The following is a 23168-nucleotide window of genomic DNA, read 5'->3' as shown; positions in this document are numbered from 1 at the left end:
CTCGTGATCATTCTAGATCCCGCTCTGGCATCCTGGTAGACATGGATTCGCTCTTCGCCGATGAGGCCTTCGACCGCCGACCGAAAATAGTCGCCCCCGGCGCGGTCTGGGTACCGGGTTTCCTCAGCGCCGAGGCGCAGCAGTGGATCATCGCCCGCTATGCCGATTGGCAGTCCGGTCCGGTTCCTCCCCATGCGACGACGATCGCAGGGCATCCGATGAGTGTCACGACGATCGGGCTGGGCTGGCATTGGCAGCCCGGGCGCTACAACCGCCGCGCCGTCGACGTCAACGACAAGGTGGTGCTGCCCTTCCCCGATTGGATGACCCGTCTGGGCCGCCAGGTTCTGCAGTCCACAGCAGCGGTCGTCGAGGCCACACCGGATCTCGCCCCGGGTACAGCCGCCGCGTGGGGATTCGACCCCGCCGACTACCACCCGGATGTGGCCCTCGTGAACTACTACGACGAGCACGCGAAGATGGGTATGCACCAAGACAAGGACGAATTCGATCCTGCTCCTGTCGTCTCCTTGTCATTGGGCGATACTTGCCTCTTCCGGTTCGGGAACACGGAGACCCGCAACCGTCCCTTCGAGGATCTGCGGTTGGCCTCGGGTGACGCCTTCGTCTTCGGCGGCCCTGCCCGCTTCGCCTTCCACGGGGTCAGGTCGATCCAGCCGGGAACTGCACCGGATGCGGGACGACTGAACCACCTCGGCGGGGGCAGGATCAACATCACGATGCGCACGACCGGACGGAACTGAGCTCACGTGATCAATGGCCGGGCAGACCCGACTGACTGAGTCGGCTCAGGAGTCCTTCGCGTCGGGGTCGATGTCGACAACCCCTTCGGGCGGCGCTGCAAGCCGATTCGGTGACGTCTTCCGGAACACCGGCTGTCCGGACAGCACCGCCGACCTGGCCAGGGTGTTGCTCGCAACCGAGGACACGATGATCAGGCACAGCACGGCGATGACCGCCATGATCAGCGAACTCCAGGAGAACCCGGACGCGTAGAGGTCGTAGATGAAGGCCGCGATGACGATGAACGGCATACCCAGTCCGGTGGCCGGAGAGAACACATTGATCCGAGACAGGGCATCACGAACCCTGAACATCGCCAGAGCGGAGCCGAGCAGCAGCAGGGAGCCGGTGATCCCGAAGATCCCGACGAGGGTCGTGGCGAGTGCTTCATTCATCAGCGGTGCCCCCTCGTGAGGATTCGGGACAGAGCGATCGTGGCGAGGATGCCCACCATGGACGACAGGAAGATCACATCGAGGACGATCGACGAGGACACGGTGATGCCGAGCATGGTGACGATGGCGATCGCCGAGAAGTAGATGAGGTCCGAGACCACCGCGCGTGAGCCCTGATCGCGAGCAGTGAGCACGCGGATGAGGCCGATGATGATGGCGGCGGCGAGGATGACCGCACAGATGCTTGCGATGACGATCACGGACGGCCTCCCTGCGGATCGGCGTGTGGCCCCGGTGCTCGTCCGCGGGTCATGGACAGCAGTCGGGATTCCATATCGATGAGTCCGTCGAGAGCGGATTCCTCCGACTCCTCGAACAGAGCATGGACGAAGATCACCGGCGGGGTCGTCGACGTGCCGGCGGCGATCGCTGTCACCAGGGTGCCGGGAGTGATGGTGATCGACGATGCGAAGAGCGTGACTTCGAGGTCGGTGGCGCAGCGCATCGGCAGTTCGACGATCATCGGCTGGGCGTAGTCGCTGCGGAAGAGTCGGGAGATGATGGTCGCCGAGCCCGTGATGATCGCCCAGACGATGAAGCCGACGTATGAGATGCCGTGGATGACTCGCATCACGGTGCCATCACCGCCTCGATGTAGTCACTGTGATCGAGCAGACCTTCGGCTGCCCGATGCGTGAGGGCGAGCAGAGGCTCCGGGAAGCAGAAGAGCGCAACGGACAGCCCGATCATGATCGTGGCGGGCACCAGTAGTCGGCCCGGGATGCGCACGCTGCGCGTGATCGGTTCGGCCGGAGCACGCCCGGTCTCAGCCGAGTCCGGACGGAACGTCTGCATCGGCGGTCCCCAGAAAGTGTTGCGCCAGGTGCGCTGAAGCGCCAGCAGACTGATCAGTGCGCCCGCGACGATGACGGCGACCAGGACCCATCCGAAGCCGCCGCCGGTGTCCGTGGAGGCCCTGACGAGTCCGACCTTGCCCCACAGTCCCGAGGTCGGCGGCAGACCGACGAGTGAGAAGAGTCCGAGGATCATGAGGACGGTCGCCCACCGCTCTCGTGAGGCGAGCCCCGAGAGCTTGCGGAAGGAACCGGTGCCGTAGGTCTGTTCGACGGCACCCATGATGAGCAGGAGGCCTGCCATCGTGATCATGTGGTGCATCATGTAGAAAGCACCGGCACCGAGAGCCGCCGAAGTCAGCAGTGTGACGCCGATGAGGATATGGCCCACACCGGCCGTCATCTGGAATCCGAGCACGTTGCGCACCCGCACCTGCCCGAATCCGGAGACCGCACCGATGAGGATGCTGGCCACCGCGACGATGAGGATGACGGTCGCCCACGGGGCAGGTTCACCGTAGACGGTGGTGTAGATGCGATAGATCGCATAGAGCCCGACCTTCGAATGCAGACCGGAGAACAGCGACATCATTCCCGCCGAGGTGTTCGGATAGGAGCGGACGAGCCACCCGTGGAAGGGCGCGCCGCCGGCCTTGACGAACAGGGAGAGCAGCACCACGCCCAGAGCGATTGCGGCCTGTCCGGTCGGGCGGCCCTGATCTGCCAGGACAGCGAGGTTGACGGTTCCGGTGGCTCCGTAGACGAACCCGACACCGATGAGCAGCATCGTCGAGGTCAGCAGGTTGACCATGACGTAGAGACGTCCGATGCCGAGCCTGCGCCAGGTACCGGTGACGGCGATGAGAGCGTAAGCGGGCAGCATCATCACTTCGACGAAGACGAAGAAGTTGAACAGATCACCGGTCAGCAGCGCACCGTAGACGCCGGTGAGCATCATCAGGATGAGGGCCGGGACGAATCTGTACTGGTCCTCTCCGGTGGAGATGAGGAACAGGCTGCTGACGAGCGCTACGAGCGAGGTGAGCACGAGCATGAGCGCGGTGAACGTGTCCGAGACGAACACGATCGCCAGGCCGGGCACATAGTCACCGACCGAATGGGCGATCACCGAGGTCGAGGCGTGCACCCCGAGCAGGACGATGCCACTGCCGCCGACGAGCACAGGAACGGCGAGCAGGAGCAGCCGGTCGAAGGTGCGTGAGGTGATGAGCACGCTCAGGGCCGAGGCCAGGAGCGGGATGCCGATGAGCAGGAGGAGCAGTGCGGAGTTCATGAGTCGCGCTCCTCCCCTGTCTCGGGATTGCGTTTCTGATCGTCATCGTGGCCGAGCACGGCCAGCGCGAGCATGAAGATGGTCACCGCCAAGGTGATGACGATGGCGGTGAGGACGAAGGCCTGAGGCAGCGGATCGGCCGCCTCGGCGAGGTCACCGCGCCCGGCCAGAGGTTCCCCTCTCCACGCGCCGACGCCAGCCGAGAGCAGGATGAAGTTCGCGGCATGGGAGATGAGGGTGAGACCGAAGACTCCCCGGACCATGGAGCGCTGCATCATGAGGTAGACGCCGCCTGTGGTGAGGACGCCGATCGTCAGTGCCAGGATCATGCTTCCTCCTCATCTCCGTCGGCTGGTGGATCCCCGTGGAGGATATGCGTCGAATTCGCGCGCACCTTCGCCTCCCCGGACGCTTCGACGCCGCGGCGGCGGCTGCGTTCGGGGCGTTCCCCGCGGATGGCCTCCATCGGACCGCTCAGCTCACCGTAGAGCAGTTCATCGGCACGTTCGCGGGTGCGTTCGACGTCGCGGCGGATGATGCCGTTGGTGAGCACATCGTCTCCGGCCGGCGTGGCCGCGGAGTCCGAGACACCGAGGAGGTTGAACGAGAGCAGCATGAGGCCGAGTACCGCCAAGTAGACGCCGACGTCGAAGAGCATCGATGTCGTCCAATGCTGACCGGCGAATTCCGTGTGCATGGGCTGGAGGAACGAACCGGCGAGCAGGAGACCGATGATTCCTGTGACCACCGCCGTGGCGACTCCGGAGCCGATGAGATAGAGCGGCGCGCGCGGCGGACCGAGTGCCCGGTCCTTCGGCGTGGACAGGTAGGCCAGACCGATGACGGCGGAACCGACGAGGGCGGCGATGAATCCGCCTCCCGGAGAATTGTGACCGCGCCAGAAGATGAGCAGGGAGCTCAGCGCCAGCAGCGGCCCGAGAACCTTCAGAGTCAGCTGCAGAGGGATGACGTTCGGCCACGCCTCGTGGACAGCTCGATATGCGGTGGTGCCTTTGGGGCGGATCGACACCCACGGGGGCCTGGGCGGTTCCGGGATGTTCTCGGCCGGCGGGTCGATGAACTTGTCCTTGACCGTCGACATCACCGCGACGATCGCGATTCCGGCCATGCCGAGGACGGTCAGCTCACCGAGGGTGTCGAGTGCACGGAATTCGACGAGGATGGTATTGACGATGTTGTCTCCGCCGCTGATCTCCGGAGCCTTGTCGAGATAGTACTGGCCGAGGGCGGAGCGTTCCCGACGGCCGTTGAGCGCCAGAGTCAGTCCGGCGACGCTCGCGCCGACGATGATCGCCAGGAGCAGACGCGGTGTCTGCTTGCGCTTCGGGTACTTCCAGAACGAGCGCGGCAGCTTCTGCAGCACGAGCATGATGACGATGATCGTCATCGCTTCGACGAGCAGCTGTGTCAGGGTGACGTCGGGGGCGCCGAGAGCGAGGATCTGCACGGTGGCGAGGATGCCGATGGCCGAGAGCGCCACAACGGTGGTCAGTCGTGAGTGCGAGGTGCAGAGGACGAGCACAGCCACGGTGATGAGGATGAGCAGAATGATGTCCACCGGACGGCTGAGGTTCTCCTGCAGCGGCGGCAGTTCGGCGAAGACGACAGGCAGGGCCCCGATGGCGAGCACACTCAGCCCACCTAAGGACAGAGCGAGATAGGGCCCTGAGTTCATGGGACGGACGAAGGCGGAGAGCCCGTATCCCAGCCGTTTGAGAGTCTTCGTCAGTGAGTCGATGACATCGGCTCCGTCGAAGGGCAGCGTGGCTTTGTGGAAGAAGACGAAGACTCGTGATCGGCGGAGGATGATGAACACGCCGATGACGATGATGAGCCCGGAGGCGAGCAGTTCGATGTTGAACCCGTGCCACAGCGCCAGGTGCACATGTTCCGAGGCTGTCGGCACCGCTGCCCGCACCACCTGGTCGAGCGGGGTGTCGAGGAGGAACAGGACGAAGCTCAGGGGCACCGAGGCCAGGATCGGCAGGGCCGCTGCGATGAGCATGACGGGTGAACCGCGGTGGATGCGGCGCTCCTCGGGTTCGCGGCCGTCGATGAAGCTGCCCCAGACCGTCTTCGCGCAGTAGGCGAAGGTGAGCACCGAGGCACCCACGGCGACGAGCAGAGCCACCCAGCCGGCCCAGGGTCCGCCCGGGGTCTCCCCCAGCGCTGCGAACAGTGCCTCCTTTGACACGAATCCCAACAGCGGCGGAATCCCGGCCATGGACGCACAGCCGATGATCATCACGGTGAATGCCGCCGGGGCGGTGCGCATGAGCTTCGGAATCCGTGCGAGGTCTCTGGTGCCGGCGAGGTGGTCGACGACGCCGACCATCATGAACAGGCCGGACTTGAAGAGTGCATGCGCGATGACGTGGAGGGTGGCGGCGGCGATCGCAGCCTCGGTGCCGACCCCGATGACCGCGGTGATGAGACCGAGTTGGGACACGGTCGAATAGGCCATGAGCTTCTTCACGTCATGTTGGTTGAGCGCGAACCAGCCGCCCAGGCAGGCAGTGAGGAGTCCTGCCGTCACGAGCAGGACGTTCCATGCCGGCGTGGCGTGGAAGGTCGGTGAGAACCGGAGCATGAGGAAGATGCCGGCCTTGACGACGGCTGCGGCATGCAGATAGGCCGAAACAGGGGTGGCGGCGGCCATCGCATCGGGCAGCCATGGGTGGAACGGGAACTGAGCCGACTTCGTCATGGCTGCAACGCCGACGAGCAGGGCCACGAGCGTCGTGACTTCGGGCTGGCCCGCCCACACCGGGGAGCTGATCGCCTCGGCGAGGTTCGTCGTCCCCGTCACGGCGATGATCACTCCGGTGGCCACCAGCAGACTGAGGCCGCCGATGAAGGTGAAGAACATCGTCCGCAGGGCCGGTGCCTGCCCGGGGGATCCGGACCGGGCGATGAGGAAGAACGATGCCAGGGACGTCAGCTCCCAGCACACGAACAGCACGAGCACATCGTTGGTGAGCACAAGGGCGACCATGGAGAAGGTGAAGATCACCATCAGCCAATAGAAGCTCGTATTGCGTCCAGGGCTGAGATAGCGCGTCGAATAGATGAACACGACCGCACCGATGATCAGTGCGATATAGGTGAACACGACACCGATTCCGTCGGCGCGCAGCGCCAGGTCCACCCCGAGGCTGGGAATCCAGGGGTAGGACACTTCCGGATTCCTCCCGGCCATCACCTCGGCGGCGGTGGGAGTGAACAGGGCTGCCACGCCGAGATAGGCGATCGCCAACGGCCAGCCGCTCTCCCGACCCGCAGAACGGGTGAGAACGGGGGTGAGTGCGACGAGTGCGGCCAGAGCGATTAGCGTTAGGATCATGACCGGGCCTCAACGGCCGCGGGCACAGGTGATCGTTCCTTCACTCACTGATCCTTCGTGCGCAAACTGATAGACACAGGCTTTCGAAGATTCAGACTATCGACTCGGAGTTCCATGAGCAAAAGCACAAAGAGCCTCCAACCGTCACCGAGGCTGTCGGTCTTCTTCGACGCACGCTTCACCCGCACGACTCATCACGACGGGATCTCCCGGTACGGTTCGTGTCTGCTCTCGGCCCTGCTGACGGCCGTCGAGGGCACGGAGATCGACGTGACCATGATTATCAGCGATGAGGCTCAGTTGGCTCTGCTTCCCGAATGTTCGTGGGTGCAGCTGAGCGATCCCACCTCCCCCGCCGAGGTGGCCATCGCCGGGAAGCTCAATGCACTGGGCGCCGATGTCGTGTTCTCGACGATGCAGACGATGGGCTCGTTCGGACGTCGCTACGGACTCATCCTGACCATCCACGACCTCATCTACTACTCCCACCCCGAACCGCCGGGTGACCTGCCGCTGCCAGTGAGGCTGCTGTGGCGGGCGTATCACTTGAGCTTCTTCCCGCAGCGGTTGCTGCTCAATCGTGCCGATGCCGTGGCTGCTGTCTCCGAGACGACGAAAGAGCTCATCGCCGCAAACCGGTTGACGGATCGTCCGGTGCAGGTGGTGTCCAATGCCGCCGAGGCGGTCGCCGCGCCGGCGCGGACAGTGAACCGTCACGATGCGAAGACGCTCATCTACATGGGTGCGTTCCTGCCGTACAAGAACGTCGAATCCCTCATCCGCGCGCTCGAGCACCTGCCGGGGTGGACCCTGCACATCGCCAGCCGCATCGATGGCCGGAGGGAAGCTCAGCTGCGAGCCCTCATTCCCGACCGGGCGAGGGTCGTCTTCCATCGGGGAATCAGCGATGAGGAGTATGCCCGTCTGCTCGACGAGTCGACTGCCCTGGTCACGGCTTCGCGGGAGGAGGGCTTCGGTCTGCCCGTGATCGAAGCGATGGCCAAGGGAGTGCCCGTGGCCGTGTCGGATATTCCGATCTTCCGGGAGATCGCCGCCGAGGCGGCCGAATACTTCGACCCGGAGGATCCGCAGTCGATCGCGAACGCGGTCGACCGGCTCACCGATGCCGGCAGGTGGGCGGAGCAGTCCGCGGCCGGCAGGCGTCAGTCACAGGTCTTCGATTGGGCGAAGTCGGCAGACTCGCTGGTCGGCCTTATCAGATCAGTCGCGGCCAACCGCAAGACAGAGGGCTGAGTCCGAGCGGGCACCGATGCACGGATGTCCGCTTGCGGCTCGGCAGTGGCGCAGCGGCCTGTGACCGATCCCGCAGCGGTGCGACCGATCGACTCAGTGGGAGAGCGTGCCCCAACTGCGCAGGACCCATCGGTCGCCGGTGTACCCGAACTCTCCGTGACCGCAGTTTCCAAGGACCCCGAGCCGGCCGGTCCCGTTCATCTCCAGGAGGATTTCGGCGGCGGCGCGCAGCACCGCACCGTGGGCGACGATGGCGATCGTCGAGGCTTCAGCGGACTGCACGATATCGGTGATGGCGTCGGCGACGCGGCGACCCGACTGGGTACGCGATTCTCCTCCGGGAGGTGCGATATCGGCTCCGGAGGCCCATTCGGCGAGTTCGTCCGGCCAGGTCTCCGCCACCTCGGCGCGGGTGGAGCCTTCCCATTCGCCGAAGGCGGTCTCGCGCAGCCGCTCATCGCGAACGGGTTCGAGAGCGACGTGTGTCGCCAAGCTGTCGGCGGTCGCAGCGGCGCGCGAGAGGTCGGAGGAGACGATGAGTTCCGGTCCGAGTTCAGCGAGCCTCCTGGCGACCTGATCGGCCTGCGCGCGGCCGGTGTCGTTGAGAGGGACATCGGACTGTCCCTGGAACCGACCGGCGACGTTGAAGTCCGTCTGTCCGTGACGCCAGAACAGAACGGTCTTCGTCATGTGTCCGAGCCGGGTTCCGGCAGCTGCAGATCAATGACCGGGACGTCCTTCCACAACCGCTCGAGCGCGTAGTATTCGCGCTGTTCGGCGGAGAAGACATGGACGACGATCTCGCCGAAGTCGAGCAGCACCCAGTCCCCTCCCCGGCCCTCGCGGCGCAGCGGGGTGCGGTCGTGGACGAGCTGCACTTCCTGTTCGATCGCGTCGATGACCGCGCCGATCTGGCGTTCGTTGTCGGCGGAGACGATGAGGAACGCGTCGGTGATGTAGAGCGTGGAGCTCACATCGAGGCCGATGATGTCGGTTCCGAGCTTCTCGTCCGCGGCTTTGGCCGCGGTTCGAAGCAGCTGGGTGGATTCGGCGATCTCGCTCACAAGATCCTTTCGCATGGATGCGGTTATCGAGGTGGTGTGTCCCGGGTGCTGCTCAGAGGAACATGACAAGGGCGATGACAATGAGGGCCAAGGCGAAGAACGCGGCCACGCCGAGGACGATATAGGGCATCTTCGAAGGCTCTTCGCCCATGAGGATCTGACCGTCCTGCCCGGTCACCGAGCTGGCACGGATGCGTGAGCCGGGAGGGTTGACGGTCTCTTCGTCTTCGTAGTCGGCATTCGGCAGCGACCAGGCTTCGGGCACAGCGTCCATCGGCCGGGTCTCCGGATTGGCGGCCAGGGCGCGTGCCGCGTCGTCGGAGCCTGCGTCGCCGCCCGAATCATCGGTCCTGCCGGAGTCTGAGCCGGACTGCGGCTCGTCGGCACGATCGGACAGCGGCGTCTGCGGTCCGCGAGCATCGCTCTTGCGGGGTTCATCGACCTCGGGGATCTGCGCCGAGGCGGCCGTGACGACGCGGACTCCGGATGTCGAAGGCGGCTGCACGATCGGCATCCGCCGCGACCGGGACGAAGGCTCGGACTCGTCCTCGGCATATGCCTCAGGCTTCGCAGCCGGCTTGTCTTCCGGTGCAGATTCATCCGCGGGGGCTGCTGCAGCGGCAGCACTCGTGGTCGGCTTGTCGGTTGAGGTGTTCTGATCCTCTGGGTCCGGCTCGTCCGGGGTCTCGGCAGGCTTCTTGTGCTCGTCCTCGGTGCCCAGTGCAGGAGCGTCGCCGTCGAGAGCCGAGTACGGCATCGACAGTGCGTCATAGGGTTCGCTCTCCACGGTCGTCGGCCGCGGAGCCGAGGCAGGCGTGACAGGGGCCTCGAAGTCACGGGCGGCGACCTCGTCGGAGGCTCCCCCGAAACCGGCGGTGTCATAGGATTCGTGCTCCGTCGCAGCGGACTTCGCGTCGGGTTGCGAATCGGCTGCCGATTCCTTTGCAGCGGCTGCCGAAGCTTGAGTTTCGGCGGAGTCTGCTGTCGGCGTCGCAGATTCCGAGCTCGAGTCGGCGGATTCGGAATCCGAGACTTCCGGGATCGGTCCTGTCAGTCGGCCTTCGGCTGCGGCCTGGCGTTCGGCCAGTTCCTTCTCGTCGGCCACAACGGGCATCGCGCCGGTGGACAGATCGCCGTACTGCGAAAGTCCGTGTTCGCGCAGGTATCGCTTCTTCTCGGCACGCGATTGGAAGTGCGGCAACGGGGTTCGTGTCGGGTCGAGACGGTCTTCGGCATGTACCGGCGGCCGGGACTCCTGCGGGTGGTCCGAGGCCAGGGCGCCGCGTTCGTGGCTGGTCCGCGGCGAGGGCTCGGGGTCGATGCGCGAGACGGTGTCGTCACTGGTCTCGGCGGCGGGTTTCGCGCCGGGCTTCTTCGGGGGCAGCGGACTGAGGAGTCCGGCGCGAGAGTTCGGAGCCTCCTTCGGCTGCTCAGGAACCTCTCGTGCTTCGAACGCCTGTTCCGCCGCCAGCCTTTCGGCTTCCCGCCGTGCTCGACGTGACGTGAACTGCTCCTCAGCCATTCTCACTCCTGTACAACTCGTATTTCGCGATGTACTGCACTACGCCGTCCGGTACGAGGTACCAGACGGGTGCACCATCCATCACCCGTTGTCTGCAATCCGTGGACGATATCGCCAGCGCAGGGATCTGCACGAGACTCAGTCGGTCGACCGGCAGTCCCTCACCGCGGAGTTCGTGCCCGGGCCGGCTGACCCCGACGAAATGGGCCAGGGAAAACAGCTCATCCACATTCTTCCACGTCAAGATCTGAGCCAAAGCGTCCGCGCCGGTGATGAAGAACAACTCGGTATCGGGACCGTAGCTGCTGGCAAGGTCGCGCAGCGTGTCGATCGTGTAGGTCGGACCCGGTCTGTCGACGTCGGCTCGGGAGACGGTGAACCGCGGATTCGATGCCGTGGCGATGACGGTCATCAGGTACCGGTGCTCGGCGCTGCTGACCTCTTCGACGTCCTTCTGATACGGCCGTCCCGTGGGGACGAAAACCACCTCGTCGAGGTCGAAGGTCGCCTGGACCTCACTTGCCGCGACGAGGTGGCCGTTGTGGACGGGGTCGAAGGTGCCGCCCATCACACCGACTCTGCGTCTGTGCTCTGCCATATCAGTGGCGGTGCGAGATGCCCTTCCACGACCGAGACACAATGCCCATCGTGATGAAGATCGCCAAGGTGATGAGTCCGTACCAGATCGGATCCATCGGCAGCTCCACGTGGGCTGCGTGCTCCCCACCTTCGGCCGCGGCGGCCATAATGGCTGCGTTCACGTCATTTCTCCTTACTCAGTGATCCGTCGCGCGCAGAGCGCTTCGGGGTCGTTACCTTCTCAGTTTCTCATGAACCATCCGGGAATCCGGCATCGACATGAATTCTTCCCTCTCCGATGTCTCCCCTGGTCGGGCGGTGAGTACCCTGATCGCGGAGTGTCGGAGTCGATTCGGGCTCAGGAACGGACCTGGCCGTTGCCCATCATCACCCATTTCGTGGTCGTCAGCTGTTCGAGTCCCATGGGGCCGCGAGCATGCAGCTTCTGGGTGGAGATGCCCACCTCCGCACCGAAGCCGAGCTCTCCCCCGTCAGTGAATCGCGTGGAGACGTTGACTCCCACCGCCGCTGCATCGATGGCGGTGACGAAGGTGTCCGCGTTGTCGAGGTCCTTCGTCACGATCACCTCGGTGTGGCCGGAGCTGTAGGCACGAATATGATCGATGGCCTCTTCGATACCGGAGACGAGTTTGATGGCGATCTCCAGTCCCAGATACTCCTTGGCCCAGTCCCGTCTCGACACCCGTCGGACCTTCATCCCTGCCGGTGCCAGTGCCGAGACGTCCGAGTCGGCGTGGACGATGACCCCGGCGCCGTCGAGGCGTTCGAGGATCTTCGGCAGCACTCGTTTCGCGGCTTTCTCATGGACGAGGAGGGTCTCCAGCGAGTTGCACACACTGGGTCGATGTGTCTTCGAATTGAGGACGAGGTCGACGGAGGCCTTCACCGTGGCTGTGGAGTCGATGAACATGTGCACATTGCCCACACCGGTTTCGATGACGGGCACGATCGATTCCTGCACGACCATGTTGATGAGGTCGGCGCCGCCTCGGGGAATGAGCAGATCGACGTAGTCGCGGGCGTGCATGAGCACGTTCGCGCCTTCGCGTCCGTACTGGTCGATGCCGTTGATCGAGTCGGCAGGCAGTCCCGCCGATTCGACGGCGCGGCGGAGGATGGAGATGATCTCAGTGTTCGAGTTCTGTGCAGCCGATCCTCCGCGCAGGACCGAGGCGTTTCCGGATTTGAGTGCGAGGACGGCGATGTCGACTGTGACGTTCGGACGGGCTTCGTAGATCGCTCCGATCACGCCCATCGGCACACGGTTCTGGGTGAGTCGGATGCCGTTGGGCAGGGTGCGTCCGACGACGACGTCGCCGACGGGATCCGCGAGATCGATGACGTCCTCGACGGAGTCCGCGATCGCCGCGATGCGATCGGCGTCGAGGCGCAGACGGTCGAGCAGAGACTCGCTCATTCCGTTCTCGGTGCCGGCGGCGATGTCGGCGTCGTTGGCTTTGACGATGCGGTCGGTGCTGCTGCGCAGCGCCTCGGCGATGGCGCCGAGAGCGGCATTCTTCTCGGCGGTAGAGGTCGTTGCCAACAGGCTCGAGGCGGATTTGGCGTTGCGGACGATGCGGGTCACTCCGCGCACGGTCTTCGGGTGGATCTCGGCTGCTGCTGTCATGTGCTATCTCCCCCCGCTCACCTGTGTGAGAACGAGATCGTTTCGATGGATGACCTCTTTACGGTAATCATTTCCCAGACGGGTGCCAAGTTCCTCGGTCGTGGAACGGAACATCAGCGGCAGCTCGTCCGAGGAGAAGTTCGACATACCGCGGGCGATGACCTCGTCGTCGAGATTGCGGATCTCGACCGGGTCTCCAGCTTCGAAGTCTCCGCTGCAGGAGGTGACTCCCGCGGCGAGCAGGGACGTCCCCCGGGAGAGCACAGCTGTTTCGGCTCCTCTGTCGATCGTGACCGAGCCGAAGGTCCGGGCGAGATGGCGCAGCCACAGCAGGCGGGTGCCCCGTCGTCTGTGGGTGACAGCGAAGTATGTGCCCACGGCCTCCCCCGCCAGCGCCGAGGCGGCCTGCGGTGCCGAGGTCAGCACCGCCGGGATCCCCGAATCGGCGACCATGATGGCGGCGTCGACCTTCGTGGCCATTCCGCCCGTGCCGGTTCCGGCCGTCCCGACACCGCCGATGGCGAGGTCGTCGAGGTCGCTGGGTCCGTGCACACGGCTGATCAGGCGGGAGCCGGGCTGATCCGGGGGTCCCGAGTAGAGCGCATCGACATCGGAGAGCAGCACGAGCGCATCGGCGTGAGCCAGGTGAGCGACGAGGGCTGCGAGCCGGTCGTTGTCTCCGAAGCGGATCTCCTCGGTGGCCACGGCGTCGTTCTCGTTGACGATGGGCAGCGTGCCCAGGGCCAGGAGTTTGTCGATGGCGCGCTGCGCGTTCTTGTACTGGGTGCGTCGGATCAGGTCATCGGCGGTGAGCAGAACCTGGCCGGGAACGAGGTCGTAACGTCCCAACGCCCGCGTGTATGCGGCCATGAGCAGTCCCTGACCGACCCCGGCCGCCGCCTGCTGGCTGGCGAGGTCTCGAGGGCGCTTCTTCAGCCCCATCGGCTCCAGCCCGGCTGCGATCGCGCCGGAGGACACGAGGATGACCTCGTGACCGGCAGACCGGTGAGCGCCGATGACATCGGTGAGCGCGATGAGTTTGGCTTCGTCGAGTCCGCCGTCGATTGTCGTCAGCGAGGACGATCCGACCTTGACGACGATGCGACGGGCTCGGGCGATGTCGTCACGGAACGATCCTGCGGAAGAGTCCGCCTGAGCTGCGACGCTCACTCCTCGCCGGCTCCCTCACCAGACTCCGTCGCAGGTGCACCGAGGCGGCTCTCGCGGTGTGCTCGTTCGGCCAACCGCTCTTGTTCGAACTCGGCCCGGGTGGCGGCCTTCGCGTCCATCTTCTCGTGATAAGCGGCCTTGCGTTCCTTGCGTGTGGAGCGCGTTTCCTCGTCGAGTCGGGCGTCCGATCCGCGGGAGCCGAGCAGTTCGGCTCCGCCGACGGTTGTGGGATCCCAGTCGAAGACGACGCCGTCGTCTCCGCCGACGACGATGGTGTCGCCGGGTTTCGCTCCGGCCTTGAAAAGAGCCTCTTCGACGCCGAGGTGCTCGAGGCGGTCGGCGAGGTAGCCGACGGCTTCGTCGTTTCCGAAGTCCGTCTGCTGCACCCACCGACGAGGCTTGTCGCCGAGGACGCGGAACAGCGGGCCATCGGAGGTGCGTTCGGAACGGACTTCGAATCCGCGATCGTCGACGGCCTTCGGACGGATGACCACGCGCTGCGGTGTCGCTTCGATCTCGGCGCGACGTTCCCGTTCGGCGAGCACGAGCTCGGCCATGGCGAACGAGAGTTCCCGCAGACCGGCATGGCTGACTGCCGAGATCTCGAAGACCCGGTATCCGGCGGCCTCGAGATCGGGCCGGACGATATCGGCAAGGTCGCGACCGTCGGGGATGTCGATCTTGTTCAGCGCCACGAGCTTCGGGCGCTGCGAGAGCGGCAGGAGTCCGCTCCCGTCGTCGAGGTCGACGGCATAGGCGGCGAGTTCGGATTCGATGATCGTGAGGTCGGAGACGGGATCACGTCCGGGCTCCCACGTGGCCATGTCGATGACATGGACGAGGCCGGCACAGCGTTCGACGTGGCGGAGGAACTCGAGGCCGAGTCCCTTGCCCTCAGATGCGCCGGGGATGAGTCCGGGAACGTCGGCGACGGTGTAGCGCGTGTCGCCGGCCTGAACGACCCCGAGGTTGGGCACGAGTGTCGTGAATGGGTAGTCGGCGATCTTCGGCTTGGCGGCCGACAGCGCAGCGATGAGGCTCGACTTGCCCGCCGATGGGTATCCCACGAGGGCGATATCGGCGATCGTCTTGAGTTCGAGCACGAGGCTGAGGGTCTGCCCGGGCTCTCCGAGGAGCGCGAAGCCGGGGGCCTTGCGCTTCGTCGAAGCCAGCGCGGCATTGCCGAGACCGCCGCGGCCACCGGCGGCTGCTGTGAATTCGGTTCCTTCTTCGACGAGGTCGGCGATGACGTCACCGTTGGTGTTCTTCACCACGGTGCCCTCGGGGACGTCGACGATGAGGTCTCTGCCGTCGGCGCCGTGGCGCAGATCGCCCTTGCCGATCCCGCCGTCGTCGGCACGCACGTGCGGACGGTGGTGCAGTGGAAGCAGGGTGGTGGTCTGACGGTCGACGCGGAAGATGATGTTGCCGCCGTTGCCGCCGTCGGCGCCGTCGGGCCCGCCGAGCGGTTTGAATTTCTCGCGCCTGATCGAGGCACACCCGTTCCCACCTGCGCCTGCGGCGAGGTGAACGGTGACACGGTCTACGAACTCGGTGGCCATAATGTCCTTATATCAGATGAAGGGTGAGTCGTTCGACTCACCCTTCATGCTCCCTTTTCAGGGAGAGATCATATTGACGACGGAGCGGATCCGGGAAGGATCAGGCTCCGACGATGTTGACGATCTTGCGACCGTTGCGGGTTCCGAATTCCACGGCACCGGCGGTCAGAGCGAAGAGGGTATCGTCTCCTCCACGGCCGACATTGGCTCCGGGGTGGAACTTGGTTCCGCGCTGGCGGACGATGATCTCGCCGGCCTTGACGGCCTGGCCGCCGAAGCGCTTCACGCCGAGGTACTGTGGGTTCGAGTCGCGACCGTTGCGGGTCGAGCTGACTCCCTTTTTGCTTGCCATGTGAGAAGTCTCCTCTTACTTGATGTTCGTGATCTTCAGACGGGTGAGGTCCTGGCGGTGGCCCTGACGCTTCTTGTACCCGGTCTTGTTCTTGTACTTCTGGATCACAATCTTGGGACCGCGGAGTTCACCGGCGACCTCAGCGCTGACCGAGACCTTCGCCAGTGCGTCGGGATCGGTCGTGACCGTCTCACCGTCGACAAGAAGTACGGCATCGAGTTCGACGCTGTCTCCAGCCTTCGCCTTCATTCGGTTGACTGTGATGATATCGCCGACGCTCACCTTTTCCTGGTGGCCTCCGGCGCGGACGATGGCATAGACCATGGTCGAACCCTCTTTCTGTTGAAAACAAACGAACGGCGGTTGTCCCTTGGCTGCCGCAGAACGAGTCCCGCAGACATCCCATTGAGAGGAATCACCAGCCGTGGTGCGTCACGCGCACCGACGATCAATTCTAGTCGAGAGTGCACAGCAACGGCAAACCCGCCGCTCATGCTCGAGGGGAAGACCTGCCCATTGTGAGCCATCTCTCGTTCACTCCCGGAGGCAGGCGGCTCCCCGGGCACTTCCACTCAGCTTTCGCGCGTCTCCGCGATGCGCTCGTGCCGGCGGATGACCTCGGCGACGATGAACGCCAGGAACTTCTCTGCGAACTCCGGATCGAGATGGGACTCCTCGGCGAGTTCTCGCAGTCGGGCGACCTGCCTGGCTTCCCGCGACTCGTCGGCCGGGGGCAGACCGTGGTCGGCCTTGAGTTCACCGACGCGTTCGGTGAGTTTGAAGCGCTCGGCCAGCAGGTGAACGAGGGAGGCATCGATGTTGTCGATGCTGCCTCGCAGCTCCTGCAGCCGTTCGACTGCGCGTGTTCTGTCGTCTCTGTTCTCATCCACGCTCCCAGTCTATCGATGCCCGGACATGCCCGTGCGCCGCATCCGTTTGGGCGCGGCGCACAGGCATCCTTGATCGAGCTGATGCTCCTCCGATGCCGACGGAGGTCGGGATTCAGGCGGGCTGGTCGACAGGGACGGCGTCGGCGGTGTCCGGGTCGTTGAGCGTTCCGGCCCTCCGGTCGGCGAGGTATTTCTTCATCTCCTTCTTGACCACCGGCATGAGCATGTAGAGGCCGAGGATATTGATGAACGCGCACATGAACAGGGCCGCATCGGCGAATTCGACGACCTTGGAGAAGCTGGCGATGCAGCCGACGACGACGAAGAGGCAGACGAGCGTGCGGAAGATCATGATCGTGGCTTTCGAGCGACCGAACAGATAGCTCCACGCCCGCTCCCCGTAGTACGCCCATGTGATGAGGGTCGAGAAGGCGAACAGTGCGACGGCGATGGCCAGCAGGATCGGGTACCACGAGGCGACGGTGGAGAATGCATCCGAGGCGAGAGCAACTCCGCCGATCTCGCCCTCACCGAGGTCGTTTCGATACGAAGCCTGGTTGGCAACGATGATGGTCAGCGCGGTCATGGTGCAGATGATCACCGTATCGATGAAAGGCTCGAGCAGTGCGACGAATCCTTCGGAGATGGGGCGACGGGTCTTGACAGCGGAGTGGGCGATGGCTGCCGAACCGATGCCGGCTTCGTTCGAGAAGGCCGAACGCTGGAAGCCGATGATCATGACTCCGACGATGCCGCCGGCCACTCCCTGAGGGTTGAACGCTCCGGCGAAGATCTCGCCGATGGCGTTCGGGATGTTCGCGTAGTTGAGACCGAGCACGAGGAGGCATGAGACGACGTAGAAGATGGCCATTCCAGGGACGAGCTTGTCGGTCACCTTTGCGATCGAGCGGATGCCGCCGAGGATCACCAGGGCCACGAGCCCCGCAAAGATGAGTCCGAACACGAGCGATGCGAAGGGGCCAGCCAGGAAGCCGTCATCGCCGCCGGTGGCGGTGCGGACCTGGGCGAAGGTCTGATTGGCCTGGAACATGCCGCCGCCGACGACACCGAAGATGAGGATGGCGACGGCGAAGAGTCCGGTCAGAGCGGTCGCCACGGGCTTCGAGAAGCGTCGGAACGCAACGGGGAGGTATTTGAACGGACCGCCGTGGACGACGCCGTTCTCGTCGATCTCACGGTACTTCACCCCGAGGGTGCATTCGACGAACTTCGTGCACATGCCGAGGAGGCCGGCGACGATCATCCAGAAGGTCGCTCCGGGGCCGCCGAGAGCGATGGCCACGCCGACACCTGCGATGTTGCCGAGGCCCACGGTGCCCGACAGGGCAGAGGCAAGGGCTTGGAAATGAGTGACCTCACCCGGGTCGGACTTCGACGAGAACTTTCCGCGGATGATCTCTAGAGACAGCTTCGCCCCTCGAGCCTGGATGAAGCCGAAGTAGACGGTGAAGACCGCTGCGGCGAAGATCAGCCACAGGACGACGAAGGGGAATGAGAAGTCTCCGAAGGTGAGCGGAAAGAAGATGATGCTGCCGAACCATGTGGCGATCGGGTCGAACCAAGAGTTGATGGCATCGTCGACCGGTGAGACCGGCGCTGCTGAGATATGAAGATTGTCCATAGTGCGACAACCTACTGAGACTTGCGTCACATTCAAGCGTTCCATGTTGTGGGACCGTTTCAGTTATCGAACCGTTACCAAATGGGGCGTTCGCGGGACTTTTGAGATCCGCGTCTCATTACCTGACTTAGACTGGGGGCATGACTCAGAATCCTCAGCAGCCCGGTCAACGACCGAATCGATCCTCGGACCCGAACCCCGATCGCGGCCCCGTCCCCAGCGGTGATCAGAGCACACATATCCAGGCCGGACACAGTCAGCCCGCGGCCTATCCCGGGGCCGAAGCAGTGACGAATCCCAATGGCCACTATGGTTCGCAAGGTGCTCAGTCCGGGTCGATCGGCGGCTCGGGGGCGACGGCACCGTATGGTCCGCCCGCCGGCGCCCAAGCGAACACCGGTGCGCCGCCGCACCACCGTGAAGGCACACCGCTGCCACCGGCACCGCAGAGTCGTCGCACGGACGGACAGTCTGCCGGTTCAGGTCCGGTCCCGGCCACCGGGTCCGGACCTGTCTCATCGCAGGCACCGCCCCCTGGGACCCGACGGTCCGCTGCGCAGACGCCGAATTCCCACCGCGGCCCGTCCGCCTCGGGGCAGGGGAATTCTGCCCCCACGCGAATCGTCTCCCCCGATGGCGAACGCGTCCGAGAGAAGCCGGCAGGCGGGGTCTCAGGCTATTTCGCCATCGTCGGCGCCATCGTTCTGCTGCTCCTCGCCGTGCTCCTGGGCATCATCGGGTTCGTCATGACCTTCGCCCAGGTCGTCGTCGGTGTCGTCCTCTTCATCGTGGCCGTCCTCAGCTTCGTCGTTTCGATGTTCCTGTTCAAGGGCTGCACTTCGGTGGCGCCCGGACATGCCGTCGTCCTCCAGCTCTACGGCAAGTACGTCGGAACGGTCAGGCAGTCGGGTCTGCGATTCGTCAATCCCTTCTACACGAAGGATCAGATCTCGACGCGCATCCGCAACCATGAGACCTCGACGCTGAAGGTCAATGACCTCGACGGCAATCCGATCGAGATCGGCGCCGTGGTGGTCTGGCAGGTCCGCGATACCGCACAGGCGATGTTCGAGGTCGATGATTTCGAAGAGTTCGTCGCCATCCAGGCGGAGACCGCGGTTCGTCACATCGCCAACTCCTATGCCTACGATTCGTCGGATCCCGGCCGTATGTCGCTGCGTGACAACGCTGACGAGATCACCTCGCGGCTCTCCGATGAGGTCGCTGCCCGGGTCATGGCTGCGGGAGTCACGATCATCGAGTCGCGCATCACCCAACTGGCGTACGCCCCGGAGATCGCCCGTGCCATGCTCCAGCGCCAACAGGCCACGGCCGTCGTCGCTGCCCGTCAGCTCATCGTCGAAGGAGCTGTGGGCATGGTGGAGACGGCGATCGAGGAGATCGAAGGACGGCAGATCGTCAGGCTCGGGCAGACCGAACGCAGCGACCTCGTATCGAACCTGATGATCGTCCTCTGCGGTGACCAGGCCGCACAGCCGACGATCAGCACCACCCGCAATCAGCAGTCGCCAGGCTGACCTCCCGGAGCTGGGTCCACCGCACACGGCAGCGCCCCGCCGACGTCATCCGTCGGCGGGGCGCTGTCTTCTGTCTCAGCTCAGGAGAGGCGTTCAGTCCTCACCGATGATGACGAACGAGGTGGGCAGCTGCTCCTGCTTGGGGGCAGGGGCCCTCTTCGCCGGTTCGCGCTTCTTCGCCGGAGTGCTCTTGACCGGTTCAGCGGCGGCGACCTTCGTCTCGCTGTCCGCGCCGATCATCAACGGCAGATCCTTCGGCTCTTCGACGACCGGCTTCTGCTCGGCTGCCGGCTTCTGTTCAGCGGACTGTGTCTGCTCGTTCGCAGGCGTCGCTTCCGCCGGTGTGTGCTCAGCGCCGTTCGACTTCTCGCTGCCGGTGGGCTTCTCGTCGGGCGTCTCAGCCTGCGAGTCGTCGCTCCGGTTCGAGCGCGAACGTCGCCGGCCGTTCCGTGAACGCGATCGGGACTTGCCGTTCTCGCCGTTGTTCGCCGAATCATCGGACTGCGTCTGAGCGTCGGACGTCGATTCGGGCGAATCGGCATCATCCTTCTTCAGCGTGGCCTTCGCGATCGCGGCGACGGCTGACCGAGAAGCGTCCGATGACACTGTCTCATCTGCCGATTCGGACTCATTGTGCTTGGACTTCGAGCCTGAGTCTCCCCGGCGCTTGCGGTCACGGCGGTTGTCGTGGTTCGACGAGCGGCCGCCGCGATGCGCCTTCGATCCATCTTCTTCCGAACCCGGCAGAAGCAGTCCACGGCCGGTGAGGTCTTCACCGGCGCTGACAAGGGATTCGGCTAGTCCGGTGCCGATGCGCTTGCGCGTCATCTGCACGAGTCCCAGCGATGTCACTTCGGCCACCTGATGCTTCGTCCGGTCGCGACCGAGGCACTCGACGAGGCGGCGCACCACAAGGTCGCGGTTGGACTCGAGCACCATGTCGATGAAGTCGACGACGATGATTCCGCCGATGTCGCGCAGGCGGATCTGCCGAATGACCTCCTCTGCGGCTTCGAGGTTGTTGCGGGTCACCGTCTCCTCGAGGTTGCCCCCGGAGCCGGTGAATTTGCCGGTGTTGACGTCGACGACCGTCATCGCTTCGGTGCGGTCGATGACGAGTGAACCTCCCGAGGGCAGGTTGACCGTACGCTGCAGCGCCTTCTGGACCTGCTCTTCGATCCGGTAGTGGTCGAAGATGTCCTCGTCCTCGTTGTAACTGTGGACACGATCGAGCAGGTCCGGTGCAACGGATTCGACATACTCGTGGATGGTGTTCCATGCGCCGTCGCCGTCGATGACGAGCGAGCTGAAGTCCTCGTTGAAGACATCACGGATGATGCGCACGATCATGTCCGGCTCGCTGTAGAGCAGCTGTGGGGCCAGCACCTTCGTCGACTTCGACTTCTTCTCGATCGTCTCCCACCGTTTGGCGAGACGTTCGACATCACGCGAGAGATCGGAGTCGGTGGCACCCTCGGCAGCGGTGCGCACGATGACGCCGTTCGAATCGCCGACGAGCTGTTTGAGCAGCTTCTTCAGACGTGCGCGTTCGTTGTCGGGCAGCTTCCGCGAGATTCCGGTCATCGAATTGCCCGGAACGTAGACGAGGAACCGCCCGGGCAAGGAGATCTGGCTGGTCAGGCGGGCGCCCTTGTGCCCGATCGGGTCCTTCGTCACCTGCACGAGCACGGCGTCGCCGGGACTCAGCGCGGTTTCGATGCGGCGCGCCTTGCCGTCCATGCCGAGGGCGTCCCAATTGACTTCACCGGCGTAGAGCACGGCGTTGCGGCCCTTGCCGATGTCGATGAATGCCGCCTCCATGCTCGGCAACACGTTCTGGACCTTGCCCAAGTAGACGTTGCCGATGAGCGAGGACTGCTGACGGTTCTCCTTGAGGTAGTGCTCGACAGCGATCCCGTCTTCGACGACGACGAGCTGAGTCTGGTCACCGCTCTCCCGCACCAGCATGGTCCGGTCGACGGATTCACGTCGAGCGAGGAATTCGGCTTCGGTGATGATGGGGCGGCGGCGTCCGGCCTCGCGGCCCTCCTTACGACGCTGGCGCTTTGCCTCGAGGCGGGTCGAACCCTTGAGCGAGGTGACTTCGTCGCGGTCGGTGCTGCGGGTGCGAGACCGGCGACGGCGGCGACGGCGCGAGCCGCCGTCGGAGTCGTCATCACCATCGTCCGAATCCGAATCGTCGGAGTCCCTGTGGTCGGACTCCTTGTGATCGGAGTCTTGATGATCCGACTTCGAATGTGAGTCCTCGGCATCCGCATCGGAACGCTTCGAACCGCGATTACTCGACCGAGATCCCCGCTTCGACGACTTCGCGTCCTGGTTGCCGGCAGAGTCCGAGGAGTCGTCCTCGGAGTCCTTCGAGTCGTCTTCGGAGTCCGAGGAATCGTCGTGGGAGTCATCGCGACCCCGCGATCGGCGCCCGCGGCCGCCTCGCCGCCGACGCGGACCGCTGGAGGAATCGTCCTCACCACGGTCGTTCTGACGGTTCTCCTGTGAGGACGACGTGTCCTCATCGGAGTCGTGGGAATCTTCCCAGTCGTCGTCGGAGTCATCGTCGTCGACCGTGATGACCTCGGCGTGTTCGGCCTTCGGCACCTGGAAGATCAGGCCGCCGTCATAGGGCACGGCTGGAGTGGTGCGGGGTTCGGGTGCGGCAGCCGGAGCGGCCGGGGCCGCGAAGGGATTGCGCGGGTCGAAGCTCGGCGATGCCTGCGACGCAGCATCGGACTCACCGTCCTCTTCGTCGCCATCGGCATTGTCAGCGTCGTCGTGATCGTCGTCATCGTCGTCCGAGTCTCCGCGGACGAATTCCTCGAAGACGAGTCCCCGATTGGCCACGGCATCGCGTGCGGACTTCTGCCCGCCTCGGCGAGGGGTCGGTTCTTCGTCCTCTTCGTCGTCGCTGTCATCGGCATCACCGATGCGCAGCGACTCGGCCGCCTCGGCGATGTCATCGAGGCGCGCACGCACGCTGTCGTCGACATCCTCGTGTTCGGCGTTCTTGGCACCCGCCGACTGCTGCAGATTCGCGAGGTCCGCGAGAATGCCTTCGGTCGGATCTGTCGACTCTGTGCCGTCGTTCGACGTATCGTTCATCGTATCTCCCAGTCCGAAGACGCCGTCCACACCGTACGGATCTTCGGATCCTTGCATGGTCCGCAATGGACCGAAACCTGTGGATGGCACATCTGGCTCGCGCTCAGCGCGTAGGCCTT

22 protein-coding genes are annotated in these 23168 nt (G+C 64.5%); 3 read left to right on the top strand and 19 right to left on the bottom strand.

Annotation, left to right across the window (positions count from 1 at the left end):
- Nucleotides 1–41: 41 nt before the first annotated feature.
- Complete coding sequence (locus ACOZ9V_RS08740) at nt 42–764, top strand: alpha-ketoglutarate-dependent dioxygenase AlkB family protein (protein WP_434595134.1); 723 nt, start codon at nt 42–44, stop codon at nt 762–764.
- Nucleotides 765–809: 45 nt separating this feature from the next.
- Here ACOZ9V_RS08740 and ACOZ9V_RS08735 read toward each other — a convergent pair whose 3' ends face one another.
- Genes ACOZ9V_RS08735 through ACOZ9V_RS08710 form a run of 6 tightly spaced genes read right to left on the bottom strand, consistent with a single transcriptional unit; the run spans nt 810 to nt 6711 of the window.
- Complete coding sequence (locus ACOZ9V_RS08735; protein ID WP_101545629.1) at nt 810–1199, bottom strand: cation:proton antiporter; 390 nt, start codon at nt 1197–1199, stop codon at nt 810–812.
- The gene (locus ACOZ9V_RS08730; protein WP_139467051.1) at nt 1199–1459 is read right to left on the bottom strand and encodes a monovalent cation/H+ antiporter complex subunit F; all 261 of its coding nucleotides are present in this window, start codon (nt 1457–1459) and stop codon (nt 1199–1201) included. Before ACOZ9V_RS08730 ends, ACOZ9V_RS08735 begins: the two co-directional genes overlap by 1 nt.
- A complete protein-coding gene (locus ACOZ9V_RS08725) occupies nt 1456–1830 on the bottom strand; it encodes a Na+/H+ antiporter subunit E (RefSeq protein ID WP_139467420.1) in 375 nt (124 codons plus the stop codon). The genes ACOZ9V_RS08730 and ACOZ9V_RS08725 overlap by 4 nt, the downstream gene beginning before the upstream one ends.
- Nucleotides 1830–3347 carry a monovalent cation/H+ antiporter subunit D family protein gene (locus ACOZ9V_RS08720; RefSeq protein WP_139467049.1) on the bottom strand — a complete coding sequence of 506 codons (1518 nt, stop codon included), beginning with the start codon at nt 3345–3347 and terminating at the stop codon, nt 1830–1832. The genes ACOZ9V_RS08725 and ACOZ9V_RS08720 overlap by 1 nt, the downstream gene beginning before the upstream one ends.
- A complete protein-coding gene (locus tag ACOZ9V_RS08715) occupies nt 3344–3676 on the bottom strand; it encodes a sodium:proton antiporter (protein ID WP_139467048.1) in 333 nt (110 codons plus the stop codon). Before ACOZ9V_RS08715 ends, ACOZ9V_RS08720 begins: the two co-directional genes overlap by 4 nt.
- Nucleotides 3673–6711 carry a DUF4040 family protein gene (locus ACOZ9V_RS08710; RefSeq protein ID WP_434595129.1) on the bottom strand — a complete coding sequence of 1013 codons (3039 nt, stop codon included), beginning with the start codon at nt 6709–6711 and terminating at the stop codon, nt 3673–3675. The genes ACOZ9V_RS08715 and ACOZ9V_RS08710 overlap by 4 nt, the downstream gene beginning before the upstream one ends.
- 114 nt (nt 6712–6825) lie before the next feature.
- On the opposite strand from ACOZ9V_RS08710, the gene ACOZ9V_RS08705 reads away from it, so the two are divergent.
- On the top strand, nt 6826–7965 hold the full coding sequence (locus tag ACOZ9V_RS08705; protein ID WP_434595126.1) for a glycosyltransferase family 4 protein: 1140 nt from the start codon (nt 6826–6828) through the stop codon (nt 7963–7965).
- Between the two features lie 93 nt (nt 7966–8058).
- Here the strand turns inward: ACOZ9V_RS08705 and ACOZ9V_RS08700 are convergent, their stop codons facing one another.
- The 12 genes from ACOZ9V_RS08700 to ACOZ9V_RS08645 all read right to left on the bottom strand — a co-directional run bounded on the left by ACOZ9V_RS08700 (nt 8059) and on the right by ACOZ9V_RS08645 (nt 18394).
- Nucleotides 8059–8655: a histidine phosphatase family protein gene (locus ACOZ9V_RS08700; protein ID WP_434595123.1), complete on the bottom strand. Its 597-nt coding sequence runs from the start codon at nt 8653–8655 to the stop codon at nt 8059–8061.
- A complete protein-coding gene (gene rsfS / locus ACOZ9V_RS08695; RefSeq protein ID WP_229663911.1) occupies nt 8652–9029 on the bottom strand; it encodes a ribosome silencing factor in 378 nt (125 codons plus the stop codon). Before rsfS ends, ACOZ9V_RS08700 begins: the two co-directional genes overlap by 4 nt.
- 52 nt (nt 9030–9081) lie before the next feature.
- Nucleotides 9082–10551, bottom strand: a complete 1470-nt coding sequence (locus ACOZ9V_RS08690) for a hypothetical protein (protein ID WP_434595120.1) — start codon at nt 10549–10551, stop codon at nt 9082–9084.
- Nucleotides 10544–11149, bottom strand: coding sequence for a nicotinate-nucleotide adenylyltransferase (gene nadD, locus ACOZ9V_RS08685; RefSeq protein ID WP_139467041.1), 606 nt, complete (start codon nt 11147–11149; stop codon nt 10544–10546). Before nadD ends, ACOZ9V_RS08690 begins: the two co-directional genes overlap by 8 nt.
- A 1-nt stretch (nt 11150) precedes the next feature.
- Nucleotides 11151–11312 (bottom strand): hypothetical protein, encoded by a 162-nt coding sequence (locus tag ACOZ9V_RS08680; protein WP_167443897.1) that lies wholly within the window; start codon nt 11310–11312, stop codon nt 11151–11153.
- A 176-nt stretch (nt 11313–11488) separates the two neighbouring features.
- Nucleotides 11489–12778 (bottom strand): glutamate-5-semialdehyde dehydrogenase, encoded by a 1290-nt coding sequence (locus ACOZ9V_RS08675; RefSeq protein WP_434595116.1) that lies wholly within the window; start codon nt 12776–12778, stop codon nt 11489–11491.
- Between the two features lie 3 nt (nt 12779–12781).
- Nucleotides 12782–13948 carry a glutamate 5-kinase gene (proB, locus tag ACOZ9V_RS08670; protein ID WP_434595113.1) on the bottom strand — a complete coding sequence of 389 codons (1167 nt, stop codon included), beginning with the start codon at nt 13946–13948 and terminating at the stop codon, nt 12782–12784.
- Entirely contained in the window at nt 13945–15510 is a 1566-nt protein-coding gene (gene obgE / locus ACOZ9V_RS08665; RefSeq protein WP_139907960.1) for a GTPase ObgE, read from the bottom strand. The genes proB and obgE overlap by 4 nt, the downstream gene beginning before the upstream one ends.
- Nucleotides 15511–15610: 100 nt before the next feature.
- Nucleotides 15611–15862, bottom strand: a complete 252-nt coding sequence (rpmA, locus tag ACOZ9V_RS08660) for a 50S ribosomal protein L27 (RefSeq protein WP_025776788.1) — start codon at nt 15860–15862, stop codon at nt 15611–15613.
- 15 nt (nt 15863–15877) lie between these two features.
- Nucleotides 15878–16186, bottom strand: a complete 309-nt coding sequence (gene rplU, locus ACOZ9V_RS08655) for a 50S ribosomal protein L21 (RefSeq protein ID WP_025776790.1) — start codon at nt 16184–16186, stop codon at nt 15878–15880.
- A gap of 248 nt (nt 16187–16434) precedes the next feature.
- On the bottom strand, nt 16435–16752 hold the full coding sequence (locus ACOZ9V_RS08650; protein WP_139467033.1) for a chorismate mutase: 318 nt from the start codon (nt 16750–16752) through the stop codon (nt 16435–16437).
- A gap of 112 nt (nt 16753–16864) precedes the next feature.
- Nucleotides 16865–18394, bottom strand: a complete 1530-nt coding sequence (locus tag ACOZ9V_RS08645) for an alanine/glycine:cation symporter family protein (protein WP_434595109.1) — start codon at nt 18392–18394, stop codon at nt 16865–16867.
- Nucleotides 18395–18534: 140 nt separating this feature from the next.
- Here ACOZ9V_RS08645 and ACOZ9V_RS08640 point away from each other — a divergent pair, with 140 nt between their 5' ends.
- Entirely contained in the window at nt 18535–19932 is a 1398-nt protein-coding gene (locus ACOZ9V_RS08640) for an SPFH domain-containing protein (protein WP_434595107.1), read from the top strand.
- Between the two features lie 93 nt (nt 19933–20025).
- Here the strand turns inward: ACOZ9V_RS08640 and ACOZ9V_RS08635 are convergent, their stop codons facing one another.
- Complete coding sequence (locus ACOZ9V_RS08635; protein WP_434595105.1) at nt 20026–23049, bottom strand: Rne/Rng family ribonuclease; 3024 nt, start codon at nt 23047–23049, stop codon at nt 20026–20028.
- Nucleotides 23050–23168: the final 119 nt, after the last annotated feature.

This window comes from Brevibacterium sp. 1718, assembly GCF_051131255.1.
Lineage (GTDB): Bacteria > Actinomycetota > Actinomycetes > Actinomycetales > Brevibacteriaceae > Brevibacterium > Brevibacterium sediminis.
Note: the sequence above shows the minus strand (reverse complement) of the source record. Positions and strands in the feature narration are given on the sequence as shown.

Excerpts from the sequence above, each read along its gene's own strand:
- ACOZ9V_RS08690 (WP_434595120.1), bottom strand. The coding sequence starts at position 10,551 with ATGGCTGAGGAGCAGTTCACGTCACGTCGAGCACGGCGGGAAGCCGAA.
- rplU (WP_025776790.1), bottom strand. The coding sequence starts at position 16,186 with ATGGTCTATGCCATCGTCCGCGCCGGAGGCCACCAGGAAAAGGTGAGC.
- ACOZ9V_RS08710 (WP_434595129.1), bottom strand. The coding sequence starts at position 6,711 with ATGATCCTAACGCTAATCGCTCTGGCCGCACTCGTCGCACTCACCCCC.
- ACOZ9V_RS08715 (WP_139467048.1), bottom strand. The coding sequence starts at position 3,676 with ATGATCCTGGCACTGACGATCGGCGTCCTCACCACAGGCGGCGTCTAC.
- nadD (WP_139467041.1), bottom strand. The coding sequence starts at position 11,149 with ATGGCAGAGCACAGACGCAGAGTCGGTGTGATGGGCGGCACCTTCGAC.
- ACOZ9V_RS08675 (WP_434595116.1), bottom strand. The coding sequence starts at position 12,778 with ATGACAGCAGCAGCCGAGATCCACCCGAAGACCGTGCGCGGAGTGACC.
- ACOZ9V_RS08725 (WP_139467420.1), bottom strand. The coding sequence starts at position 1,830 with ATGCGAGTCATCCACGGCATCTCATACGTCGGCTTCATCGTCTGGGCG.
- ACOZ9V_RS08635 (WP_434595105.1), bottom strand. The coding sequence starts at position 23,049 with ATGAACGATACGTCGAACGACGGCACAGAGTCGACAGATCCGACCGAA.
- ACOZ9V_RS08645 (WP_434595109.1), bottom strand. The coding sequence starts at position 18,394 with ATGGACAATCTTCATATCTCAGCAGCGCCGGTCTCACCGGTCGACGAT.
- rpmA (WP_025776788.1), bottom strand. The coding sequence starts at position 15,862 with ATGGCAAGCAAAAAGGGAGTCAGCTCGACCCGCAACGGTCGCGACTCG.
- ACOZ9V_RS08740 (WP_434595134.1), top strand. The coding sequence starts at position 42 with ATGGATTCGCTCTTCGCCGATGAGGCCTTCGACCGCCGACCGAAAATA.
- ACOZ9V_RS08735 (WP_101545629.1), bottom strand. The coding sequence starts at position 1,199 with ATGAATGAAGCACTCGCCACGACCCTCGTCGGGATCTTCGGGATCACC.
- ACOZ9V_RS08700 (WP_434595123.1), bottom strand. The coding sequence starts at position 8,655 with ATGACGAAGACCGTTCTGTTCTGGCGTCACGGACAGACGGACTTCAAC.
- ACOZ9V_RS08720 (WP_139467049.1), bottom strand. The coding sequence starts at position 3,347 with ATGAACTCCGCACTGCTCCTCCTGCTCATCGGCATCCCGCTCCTGGCC.
- obgE (WP_139907960.1), bottom strand. The coding sequence starts at position 15,510 with ATGGCCACCGAGTTCGTAGACCGTGTCACCGTTCACCTCGCCGCAGGC.
- ACOZ9V_RS08705 (WP_434595126.1), top strand. The coding sequence starts at position 6,826 with ATGAGCAAAAGCACAAAGAGCCTCCAACCGTCACCGAGGCTGTCGGTC.
- ACOZ9V_RS08640 (WP_434595107.1), top strand. The coding sequence starts at position 18,535 with ATGACTCAGAATCCTCAGCAGCCCGGTCAACGACCGAATCGATCCTCG.